Consider the following 12,634-nt stretch of genomic DNA (forward strand, 5'->3'; position numbering starts at 1 on the left):
AATATGGAGGTACATATTATGAATAAAAAGGTGTTATCATTAGGCGTAATGCTCTCCTTGGCTACTACAGGTGCAATGGCTGCTGATGTAGTTACAACTTCTGTTAATAATGGAGATCAATTAAGTAAATATCAAAAAGAAGCCATTCAATTAACACAAAAGCAATTAGCTGAAAAATCTGTGCAAGATAGCAAGACCTATGAGAGCAAATTGGACCTCGATGAGTCGCGCACGATTGAGTTAGCATTAGCGAATAACCGTACTGCAAAACAAACTAAGTGGGGTTATGAGGCAGCAAAATCTGCAGTTAGCGAGGTAGCAGCTGGTAAAAATCCAAGCGTTAGTTATGGTTGGAGCGTAAATAGAAATGGTGGCGATTCTGGTAGTGGTAAGTCTGGTAGCCATAATTTCTCTATTACAGCGCCTGTATTTAATCCTCAACTTGATGCAAGCATTGATTCTGCTCGTTATACACGTGAAGGTACTGGTGCTAGTTATGAAGAAGCACTTCAACAAGCCAAATACGATGCTATTTACAACTACTATACATTGATTATGAATCGTAACCTGGTTGATGTGGCTCAGGAAACTGTTAAAAATTATCAAGGCCAGTTAACAAATGCAGAGGCTCAATATAATGTCGGTTTAGTAGCTAGTTCTGATGTATTGAGCGCTAAGACAAATCTTGCTGATGCTGAAACAACACTTCTAAAAGCACAAAACACTGCGAATTTAGCAGAAGCTAACTTAAATAAAGTCATCGCATACCCTGTACAAACATCTATTACTACGGTAGAAAGTAATTTACAATATAAGCCGTACAATGTCACATTAGAGCAAGCTAAAGCGTATGCTATGCTTCATCGTTCCGCTCTTGTAAAATCTGCCCTTGATGTAAAATCTGCTGAAGAAGCTGTTAAGTCTGCAAAAGCGGGCTACCTGCCAACAGTAAATGTAAGCATTGGGCGTGGTTATACTGATCCAGATGGGTACTTTGGTACAAGTACAAAATCTTGGAGCGTAGGTGCTAGTGCATCTTGGAGTTTATGGGATGGCGGTGCTACACAAAATGCCATAAAAAAAGCAAATGCAGAACTTGAACAAGCTAAAGAAGCTAATTTAGCTGCTATTGATACTGTATTATTAGCTGTACAAAAAGCATATTTGAACTTGCGCTCTGCTGAGCAAACAATTAACAGTACTCAAACTGCAGTTAATCAAGGTGAAGAAAACTTCCGTATTGCAACACTTCGCTATCGTGCAGGGGTTGGTACAAGCCTTGATGTACTCAATGCTGAAACTACATTAACAGATGCTCGTAATAACTATGTAGAAGCTCTTTATAACTATAATATTAGCATTGCAGAGCTTGAACAATTGACAGGTGTTCCATTGAATACGCCAGTTGGACAAGGGGCTGAAATTATTGCAAACAGTGGTGCAGTTGAACAATTAGCAAAACTTGGCAGCAATCAATAATATAATATGTAACCTAAAAAGACGACCGAGGTCGTCTTTTTTTCTATATTAGTATTTACTTCAGTATTTTATATGAGTATTTCATATTAGTTTAGATTGATTATGTTATTGTAAAAAAGCAATTAATTGCTGATATATGTATAGTCGTATAACTTAATGTACTTATATTAGAGCGACTGTATTGGCAGTATACTTATAGCAGAAATTGATTAGTATGAAATTATATTAGTTTTATAAAATTTACCCCTAAAACACTATAGTTATTACTGTGTCTGTGGTAAGATTAATATATATATTTATAGTATTTATAATGTGTATGGGAGATCATTATGACCCGTAAAAAGTGGTGTCTCATAGGAGCCGCAATTTTAGGAATATCTGCAGCTGGTGCTAGTATAAATCCTATAGCTCAGACCTATGTAGCGCCTATGGTTAAAGAACAAGTAAATAATGCCATAAACGGATCTGTAAACTATGATTCTCTACGTATTAACTGGAATGGTGATGTAGTTCTAACGGACGTTACTATTAAAGATAGAGATAATCATTTAGTAGGGACTGCACGAGAGGTAGCAGTAGGAATTAAGCTATCTGCTTTACCTAGTATTATTACAAGTAATACATCAGGGGTAACGGCTATTTCAAGTGTGATTGTAGAGGCGCCGGATCTTCATATCTGGCAGCTAGCTGATGGATCGTGGAGTGTAGAAAAGTTAGTAAAACCATCTGATCCTAATAAGTCGGGTAGCTTTGATGGTTCTATTACAATACATGATGGTCGCGTAGCTGTACGAACCAAAGATGGAATAAAGAGAAATGTAGAAAGTCTCGATGGTACAATGGCACTTAATATGGGTGGATTGTCTAAAGGGGCATTTACTGCTGATGTTGATGGTTCTTCTGTTGTATTAAATGGCAACATTGATATGAACCATGTATCTAATTTTGATCTCTTTGTACAAGCAGATGAAATTGATACGGCAGGTATCGTGAGTTTTGTACCACTTCATAAAGATTTATCTGTAACGGGTGGGAAATTACAAGACTTACATCTCAATATTAAAAGCGAAGATGGAAATTACATTATGAGTGGTAATGTCGGTTTTAAGGGCTTAACAGGTACCTATAAGAGTGGTAATACTACTTATAATATTACCGATGGTTCGGGCCGCATTATGCTAAATCGTGACCAAATCGTTATTAGTCGTAGCTCTTGGCGTGTTAATGATCAAGTAGCCAAGGTTAATGGTCTTGTTACATTAGGTAAAGAGGAAGCGTATCTAAATCTCAATGTTGTGGCTGATAAGGTTGCTTTAGAAGCGCTTACCGATGTAGGCGTAACTGGTGTTATAGGTGGTCGTGCACATATTGGTGGCACAACGGTAGCTCCTAGTGTAGATGCTACGATTAGCAGTGATGGTATTTCTTATAACGGGTATTATGTTGATCGCGTACAAGGCGATATTATCTTTAATGATGGATTAGTTCGCCTTGAAAATACACGCTTATCAGTTGGCGAAGGTAATGTAAAGATTAATGGTCAATATGTAGTTGATACAGGCGATTTTGATGCTACCGTAAAGGCTCAGAATTTACCTTTGGATACTTTTACAAAAGATCTATCCACCCCTATTACAGGTAATGTGGACGGTGAGGTTCGTATCTTAGGAAAAAACAATCAAGTTACGGATATAGTGGGCGCAGTTGAAGGGCGCCAAATTGGTATTCGCGGTGTAGTAATTGATACTGTGAAAGCTAATTTTACACATAGTGACAATCGAACTAATCTTACCATTGTAGGAAATATGGGGGATGGTACGTTTGGTGGATATGGTTATATCCAAAATGGCAATGTAGATGCTACTATTTCTGGTAATGCATTACCATTGACGTCATTAAGCCCTATTATCGGACAAGATGTAGATGGGACGTTGAATACGTCTATTACAATAAAAGGTATTTTAGATAATCCAAATGTGACCGGCACTGTATGGGGACAAGAGGTTCACTATAAAGGGGCTCGATTTGATAATATCCATGGGGATTTTCAGTTGGATAATCATGTTCTTACCATCACCAATGGACATGTTGGCGATTCTGGTGGTGGCTATGATGTAACGGGCTGGTATGACCTTAATACTGATGCATTAGACTTAAATGCACGAGCTCGTGCAGTACGTATTGAAAATCTAATTCGTACAGTTACAGATATTCCAATTACAGGTTGGTTTGAAACAGATAATCATATTACAGGTACTGCAGCGAATCCTATTATAGAAGGTCGTGCTCATTTATGGGATGGTTCTGCGTATGGAAAACTTGTAACTAATGCCTTTGTAAAATACAACTATAAGAATGATATATTAGAGCTATATCGATTTGATGTCGAAGGTTATGGTGCAACTATCACTGGTGGAGGTACAATCTCTAAAGACGCCATTAATGTTGACTTTGAAGGTAAGAAAATTGATATGGGCAGATTGCTCATCAACACAGACCATCAAGTTGATGGTTTATTATCGGGGCGCGGGATTATCACGGGTTCTATGGATAATCCTCAATTTAATGGATACATATTATCCGATGCATTATCGATTAATGGGGTATTATTAAATGATATTCATGGTCATGTGTATGTAGATAAAACGGTAGTAAATGTACAAGACTTTACCTTTGCTGAAAAAGATGGAGGTCGATATGTTGCTAGAGGCGGCATGAAGCTTGACGATAGCCAACAATTATTTGGCGCTTTAGATGTTACTAATGGTAGCGTAAACAATTTATTAAACTTACTAGATCGCTCAAATGAACATCTTGATGGCAAGTTAAATGGCTCTGTAGAAATTGGGGGCACAAAGGATAATCCAAGTGTTAATGTAGTAGGTAAGATTAGTGATGTAAGTATTGATGACAAGGTTGTAGGTGACGCTACAATTAATGCTAGTCTTGCAAACCGTAAGTTCAAAATTACAACCTTAAAATTGCCTGTTGACGAAGGCCTTGTTGCCATGGGTGGTACATTAGATCTTGATGGTCAAGCGGATTTACAGGTTGCTTTAAAGGATGTTGATATTGTACCGTTCTTGCCGTTAGTAGGTAAGGATATTCAGGCTACAGGATGGGTAACGGGTGTTATAAACGTTTCTGGAGAAACGAAAAATCCTAAAGTAGAATTATCTGGTGCTGTAGAATCTGGTTCCTTTAATGGTATTGGTATCGATGAAGGCTTTGCATTGGCTACAATGCAAGATCAAGTCATTCAAATTCAACGAATTCAAGGTACTAAAAGTGGTTACAAGTTAAGCATCTACGGTAAGGTTCCGTTAGCCGCTATCTATACGTCTGGCTATATTCCGGCAAATGACAGCAAGTCCATGGATGTAACAATTGACTTTAATGAAGCTGATATGGCGGTTATTCCTCTTGTTACGACGAGTGTAAAAAATGCAACTGGTCCGTTAAAAGGTGTTATTAGACTTACTGGTACTATCGATCAACCTGAAGCATATGGTACAGTTTCAGTTCGCAATGGCACGATGAAGTTAGCTAGTGTGGATAATGAAATCACAGGTATTGATGGAGATTTAATTTTCTCTGGTCAACAAGGTGATTTCCAATCCCGTATTAATATGGGGAAAGGCTCTGCAGGTTTAGCGGCTAAAGTAAACTGGTCTGGACATAGTGTTACTAATTATAAGGCCGCAGTTCAGCTCGATGATTTAGAGGTGCGTAGCGAATATGTTCGAGGACCATTAAATGGTGAGCTTTATATTGTAGATAGAGATGGTTTGCCTACATTAATGGGGAATTTAAATCTAGAAAAGGTTCAATTTAAAATTCCGCTTTCCATGGAATCTACTGAAAGTACTAGAAATATGGGTATCGATGTCACTGTTCGTGCAGGTAAAGGCGTACGCTTGTATGATCGCACGTTGTATGACATGTTTATCAGTGGTGATGTTCACTTTGGTGGTACCTTGCAAAATCCAACAGCTAGTGGTCAATTCGATGTAAGAAATGGTACATTCAAATACTTGAGCCATGTATTTAATATTACAAAAGGGAAAGCTCATTTTTTGGGTGGTTCTTATTTGCCAAATTTACAATTAGAAGCTGAAACTAATGTAAACAATTATAATATTATGCTGGGAGTAAAAGGGACAGTAGATCATATGGATTTAACATTGACGTCTAATCCAAGTCTGTCTCGTAAACAAATTATTTCTATGTTGACCTTTGGTCGCGGTGCTGACTCTAATAGTAGTACGTTGACAAATGATGACGTTAATGCTGTGGCTACTGCTGGTCTTCAAATGTTTGCCTTTGGCTATGTACAAGATGCGTTGCAAAATACCTTAGGTTTGGATCGAATCAATATCACTACTGGTTCTATTGATCCTGATGAGCCGACCAATAAGGACACGGCAAGTAACTACAATATTGAAATTGGTAAGTATGTATTACCGAGAGTTATGTTGACCTATTCTCAAGGTATCAATAACAAGCAAAATAAATATGGTATAGAGTATTCTGTTAAACGAAATCTTAAGTTCACTGCATGGCATACATCGCAAGGAAACAATTATTTGGGTGGTCGTTGGACACGAAGCTTCTAAGTGTGTGACTAGAGTGTGCAAATCCCATAGGTATGCACATTCTAGTCATATTAATTTCATAAAATTTGTTTATAGTAGTACTCATTCCACATAATTTATGCTATAATGATAAAGATTTATTAGTCTTTATAAAACAAGAAGTAAACTCTTTATGGGGATGAGTTCTAGGAGGAATTTATGTTTAAACCAAAAGCCTATAAAAGTATGCTTGCAGCGTCTGTGTTGACGGCTGTCATGGGGACAGGCAGTGTCTTTGCTGCTGAGGTACAAGCTGGCTATACTCCAGATTTAAATAGCACAACAACAACTAGTGCTGCTACTACTAATGATGCAGCCACTACTCAAGCTGTTTATAATGCTGATGCAACTACTACAACTACACAAGATGAAACTGATGCGGCTATTTTAGCTGCTCGTGGTGATACAACAGTATCCAGCGATGGCACTATAGTAAAAGGTTCTGACGGCACTGTTACAGTAAATAATGCAGCTTTAAAAACTGATGACAAACAAGTAAAAATGGTATCTAAAACTACAGGTGGTACTGACCTTGATAAGGCTGCAGAAAATGGCCAAACGCAAGCTGTTACAACTGTAGAGGCGCAATATGTTTCTTCTGCTAGTGCAGAAACTGTAAATCCATATGTAGGTAAATTGATTACAGGTGTATCTATCTCTGGTGTTACAGCTGAACAACAAGCAGATTTATTGCCTATTTTGTCTGAACGAATTGGCGATACCGTATCTGTAGATGGTGTATTTAAAGATGTTACTAATCTTGGTAATACAGGTTACTTCTCCGAAGTAAACCCTGTGTTCACAACAGTACCTGAAGGCGTTAAATTGGACTTTGCTGTAACAGTAAATCCAATTACTACAGGCGTATCCTTCGAAGGTAATACTGTTTACACATCTGAAGTATTGACTAAGTTCATGGATATCCAACCTGGTCAAGTCCTTAACTCTGTATACGTTGGTCAAAAAATTCAAGGTATCAACGCTGCATACGCTCGTGATGGTTACATGTTGGCTCATGTAGACGGTATCCGTGTAGATGATCAAGGCGTGCTTCATGTACACATCGTAGAAGGCATTGTAGAGGATATCATTCCTGCTGGTAACAAAAAAACTCGCGATAAAGTTATTACACGTGAATTTGTTCAAAAGAAAGGCAAACCTTTCAATAAATTCTTGGTACGTCGTTCCGTAGAACGTGTATACAACTTAGGCTTCTTTGACGACGTAAATGTTCGTATGTTGCCTGGCGAACAAGATCCTAACAATGTAATCATTGAAATCGACGTATTGGAACATAAAACTGGTACTATTACATTAGGTGCGGGCTACTCCAAATCTGATGGTTTGATGGGGATTATTGAGTTTGGTGAAGATAACTTCCGCGGTACTGGTGATAAATTCAAGGTTCATTGGGAAATCGGTGGTAAGAAAAAATATAAAAACTACCAAATCTCTTACTTGAAACCTTGGATTGATAGCAAAGGCACATCTCTTGGCTTCTCCTTCTTCAACCGTGAAGATGAATATACAGATTACAACGAAGATGGTGATGAAGTAGCAGAATACAACAAGAAATCTCGTGGCTTCAATATTTCCTTCGGCCGTCAAACTGGGGAATATACACGTGACTACTTGACATTAGAATCCCGTAAAGATACCTATAAATGGGATAGTGATGATAGCTCTGGCTACCGTTATGACACAGATGATATCTCTAATACAAGTGGTAGCGGTAATGATTGGAATAATACAAACCCAAATACTGGTGGTAGCTGGAATTTTGCATCTAATAATTACGTAAAAAATAACTTTGGACGAATTAACTCCATTACATGGCAAAAGGTATACGATTCCCGTGACAATATTTATGAACCAACTCGTGGTCGTCGTATTTCCTATACAGCGCAATGGGCTGGTCATGGCTTGGGCGGTGATTTTGACTTCTATAAATTTACAGCAGAAACGCGTATGTACAAAAAATTGGGTGCTAAAAACGTATTGGCATTCCGCGCACGTGGTGGTTTCATCCAAGGTGATGCACCGTATAGTCAATTATTTACATTGGGTGGTGCTGACTCCTTACGTGGTTACGAAGATGATCAATTCCGTGGTAAGTACATGTACAATGCTACATTGGAATTCCGTTTCCCAATCGTTAAAAAGGTTAGTGGCGTATTGTTCACTGATATCGGCGATGCATGGGATGCGCCTAATGTTACATGGTATAACAGTAAAAAATCCTTTAACTATGGCGTTGGTGCTGGTGTTCGTATTACAACACCTATTGGTCCGGTTAAGCTTGATTATGGTGTGGGTAAACACGAAAATAAATTCCACTTCAGCTTCGGCACACAATTCTAATATAGTAAATGTATATGGTGGAGGCCTCTTTTCGAAGAGGCTTTCACCAATATCTCTATATGGCATCCTTTGATGCATTAATTTACAGGAAATTTTATAGAAATGAGGGCACTCTATTATGATGCGAATGATGAATAACAAGACGAATGTGAAGATTTTTTCCATCGTCATTGCTACGATATTTATTATCGGTATTGGTGCATTAGCATATACGCAAATGGCTACGCCTAGTGGTAATGGTGGGTCTAGTACAATTGGTGTTATCGATACATCTCGTATGATGTCTCAAGATAATCCATTATTTGTGTCTGCAGCACAAGAGTTCATGAGTTATCAAAGTCAATTACAACAAGAAACTCAAGCTAAAATTGATGCTGCACAAGATGATGCAACAAAACAAAAATTAGTAGACGAAATGCGTCAAAACTTGGCTAAAAAAGATCAAGAAATTGCAAAATCCATCCAAGATAAAGCTATGGAAGCGGCAAAAGCCGTTGGCGAGGGCAAAGGCTTGAGCGTTGTTATGTCTAAAGATACTGTATTGTACGGTGGCGTAGATATTACGGATCAAGTGTTGAAAAAATTAGCTAGTGATGCAAAATAATAAGCTGTAGTTCTATGTAAGGGAGAACGACAATGGACGGGAGAAAACGATATATAGGTTTAGTCATATTTCTCGTTGCTGCAATAAGTGCTATGGTTTGGGCCTATGGTTTTGTAACAAATCGCCAACAGGGCCTTGATGGGGTATCAATAGGTGTTGTGCGTATTGATGACGTATTAGAATTTAATCCATCCTATGAGGATTATAAACAAGCTAAGAATGAGCTAGAACTATTACAACGTCAATATGAACTTGAACAACAAGCTTTAAATGCCAAGTCAGAGACACAAGATGAACAATTAAAAACACTTGCACTGGATTCAACTTTGTCAGATGCTCTTACGGTGGAATTGCAAACGCGTATTGCAACAAAAGAAAATGAATTAAATCGGCAATTAAATGCTAAGCGTAACGAATTAACTCAAAAATACCTAGCTGAGTTAAAGGTTAGTACTAATGAATACGACTTAGAAATCGTAAATCTTCAATTAGACTTGTATGCTTATGATGCACGTGTATATATTGATGATGCTCAAAAGCAGGCTGCAATGGCTGAAAAAGCTGCGAAAGAAGAACGACTTAAAGAATTATTAGCTAAGAGAAAACCATCAAATTTAGATATTAACTCTATTAAGGCGAAGGTACAAGCTGAGTTAGCTCCAATGCAACAAAAAGGGCAAGAAGAACTTAACCAATATGCGGCGTCTTTGCAGAAGGAATTAGCTGAAAAACGAGATACTATGGTGCAACAACAAGCACAAGCGATTATTGCTAATAATAACCTCCCTGTAGCGCAAGAGTGGAATGATACGTGGGCGAAAAAGCTTTCTGATAAAGAGGCTGAAGTAAGTGCTATTCATGAAGCTATTTTAGAAGATGTACGCATGCGCGTAGCTGTAATTGCAAAAGAACAACATTTAGATTTAGTCATCATTGATGATGGTGGTAATATTAAAGAGCTTGATATTACAGATGCAGTAAAGGCATCTTATCGAGTTCAATAAGGAGTTATATAATGAATAAACGTATTAAATCTTTAGTATTGAGTGCAACTTTAGTGGCTTCCATGGCGATTTTAGGTGGCTGTGGTTCCAATAATATCGGTTATGTTGATACAATTAAAGTAGCTAACAGCACTGAAAAAGGTATCGAGATTACTAAAGAAATTAACGCTAAAAAAGCTGAGTTGAACAAGAAAATTGAAGCTGCTGATGATGCTTCCAAACAAAACGTATATAACCAAGCTTCTCAAGAATTAACTGCTTTCACAAATGCAAAAGCACAAGAATATCACCAATATCAAGAGCAAAAAATCAATGAGCTTGTAAAAGAGAAAAACCTTGATGTTATTATTGAAAAAGGTGCTGTTGTTGGTGGTGGATCTGATGTGACTGAAGAGTTGATCACTAGAATGGGCAAAGCTTCTGATACTCAAATTAAAGAAGCTGAAGAGGCTGCAAAAGCTGAAGAGCAACAAGAAGCTCAACAAAATGCTCAACAAGCAGGTCAAGCTACAGCAGTTACCACTGAGAGTGCACAATAATTAAGGATTATCACAGGGGGAGGAGTTTACCTTGGAAAAAACTTTACAGGAACTTGCAAGATTGGTAGGTGGTCGCGTTGTAGGCGATGAGTCTATTGTCATTACAGAGACACGTGGCTTTGAACAAGCTGTAAAACAATCCATCACTTTTGCTGTTGGTGAATATGTTGAACATATCGCATTATGCCAAGCGGGTGCTGTTATCGTTGAATCTGAAGTGAAAGATGCACCGATGGCACAAATCATAGTTGATAATGCAAAAGCAGCATTTGCACAAGTGTTAGAGCTCTTCCATCCACCTGTTGTAGTGCCTCGCGAGGTACATAGTACTGCAATTATTGGCAATAATGTAACTCTTGGCAAAAATGTAGCCATTGGTGCCTACTGTGTTATTAATGATAATGCTGTTATCGGTGATAATGTAACGATTCGCCCTTATGTCTATATTGGTCATAATGTGCGTATTGGTGAAGATTCCGATATTTATGCCGGTGCTATTGTTCATGAAAACTGTATTTTAGGTAAACGTGTTGTATTACGCGCTAAAGCAGTTATTGGTGGTGAAGGTTTTGGTTTTGCTACGGAGAATGGTGTTCATACTCACATTCCGCAAGTGGGCAATGTTATCCTTGAGGATGATGTAGAAATTGGCTCCTGTACTACCATTGATAACGCTACAATGGGTTCTACATTAGTTCGTCGTGGTACAAAAATTGACAATCTTGTTCACCTTGGACATAATGTTGAAATTGGTGAAGATTGCTTCTTGATTGCTCAAGTTGGCATTGCAGGTAGTACAAAATGTGGTAACCATGTAATCTTTGCAGGTCAAACAGGTTGTACTGGTCATATTACAATTGGTGATAATGTACAATTTGCCGGTAAAACTGGTATTACAGGTAATGTACCATCTAATTCCATCATGGCGGGTTATCCGATGAGACCGCATAAAGAGTGGTTAAAATTGGCAGCCTATGAAACTCGTTTGCCAGATATGGTGAAAACTGTAAAACAATTACAAAAAGAAATTGATGCTTTGAAAGCACAGCTTAAGGAGAGCTAATAATCCATGTATAGGTTTATGAAAATCTTTAGTGCCTTTATTTGCTTATTACCTAAAGGTTTGCAATATGCTATTGGAACATTGCTTGGTGAAATTGCGTGGTTGGCGGTACCGCCAAAACGCAAGCGCCTAGCAATAGGCCAAATTCTATTCTGTAATATTACGGATGATCCTAAAGAAGCGCGTCGTATTGCTAAAGCTAGTACGACACGCTTTGGGCGTATGATTATTGATGTATTGCGATATCCTGAGATTAAAGATGGCGCATACAAAGATATGGTAGAGTTTATTAATCGCGAGTACTTAGATGATGCTTTGGAAAACGGTCGAGGGGCTATTTTAGCAGCTGTTCATAGTGGCAACTGGGAATTGCTTGGCGGTGTACTCGCATCTGAAGGCTATCCATTGATTTCAGTAGCCATGAAACAAAATGGTGACGCAGACAAGTTTATCAATGAATATCGTCGTCTTATGAACCAACATGTAACGTATAAAACGGGTGTACGTGAAATGATTAATGAACTTAAAAAGGGCGCTTTTTTAGGGCTTATCATGGATCAAGATCCAGGTGATGATGGAGTTCTTGTACCATTCTTTGGTTATGAAACATTAACCGCTGCTGGCCCCGCTGTGTTGGCTCGTATGCAGGACGTACCGATTATCTTTGTGACCATACATTATAGTCCATACTCTGGAAAACATGAGATTGAAGTTCATCCACCGATTTATGTGGAACGTACAGATGATAAAAAACGCGATATAGCTGTTACTACAACTCTACTTAATGAGTTTATTGAAGACTATATTAGACGTTATCCTGAAGATTGGTTCTGGCTTCACAACCGTTGGAAGTGGACTCGTCGTTTCTATGGCGAACAAATAGAAATACCACCTGATGTATACCAATAATAAATAATTATAAAGAGATTTTGTTTATGTATAAGTAAGAA

General features: G+C 38.1%; 8 protein-coding genes. All 8 read left to right on the forward strand.

Annotation, left to right across the window (positions count from 1 at the left end):
• Positions 1–18 precede the first annotated feature (18 nt).
• The 8 genes from RWZ05_RS04050 (at position 19) to RWZ05_RS04085 (ending at position 12,593) form a co-directional block, all read left to right on the forward strand.
• Positions 19–1,479: a TolC family protein gene (locus tag RWZ05_RS04050; RefSeq protein WP_314642354.1), complete on the forward strand. Its 1,461-nt coding sequence runs from the start codon at positions 19–21 to the stop codon at positions 1,477–1,479.
• A gap of 329 nt (positions 1,480–1,808) precedes the next feature.
• Positions 1,809–6,095, forward strand: a complete 4,287-nt coding sequence (locus RWZ05_RS04055) for a translocation/assembly module TamB domain-containing protein (protein ID WP_314642356.1) — start codon at positions 1,809–1,811, stop codon at positions 6,093–6,095.
• A gap of 177 nt (positions 6,096–6,272) precedes the next feature.
• On the forward strand, positions 6,273–8,474 hold the full coding sequence (locus tag RWZ05_RS04060) for a BamA/TamA family outer membrane protein (protein ID WP_314642358.1): 2,202 nt from the start codon (positions 6,273–6,275) through the stop codon (positions 8,472–8,474).
• Positions 8,475–8,592: 118 nt separating this feature from the next.
• Complete coding sequence (locus RWZ05_RS04065) at positions 8,593–9,078, forward strand: OmpH family outer membrane protein (RefSeq protein WP_314642359.1); 486 nt, start codon at positions 8,593–8,595, stop codon at positions 9,076–9,078.
• A 32-nt stretch (positions 9,079–9,110) separates the two neighbouring features.
• The gene (locus RWZ05_RS04070) at positions 9,111–10,082 is read left to right on the forward strand and encodes a hypothetical protein (RefSeq protein WP_314642363.1); all 972 of its coding nucleotides are present in this window, start codon (positions 9,111–9,113) and stop codon (positions 10,080–10,082) included.
• 11 nt (positions 10,083–10,093) lie between these two features.
• Positions 10,094–10,621: a hypothetical protein gene (locus RWZ05_RS04075; RefSeq protein WP_314642364.1), complete on the forward strand. Its 528-nt coding sequence runs from the start codon at positions 10,094–10,096 to the stop codon at positions 10,619–10,621.
• A 31-nt stretch (positions 10,622–10,652) separates the two neighbouring features.
• Positions 10,653–11,684, forward strand: a complete 1,032-nt coding sequence (gene lpxD / locus RWZ05_RS04080) for a UDP-3-O-(3-hydroxymyristoyl)glucosamine N-acyltransferase (RefSeq protein WP_314642366.1) — start codon at positions 10,653–10,655, stop codon at positions 11,682–11,684.
• A gap of 6 nt (positions 11,685–11,690) precedes the next feature.
• Positions 11,691–12,593 (forward strand): lysophospholipid acyltransferase family protein, encoded by a 903-nt coding sequence (locus tag RWZ05_RS04085; protein ID WP_314642367.1) that lies wholly within the window; start codon positions 11,691–11,693, stop codon positions 12,591–12,593.
• The last annotated feature ends 41 nt before the right edge of the window (positions 12,594–12,634 follow it).

Origin of the sequence: uncultured Veillonella sp., from assembly GCF_963543145.1 — a bacterium.
Lineage (GTDB): Bacteria > Bacillota > Negativicutes > Veillonellales > Veillonellaceae > Veillonella.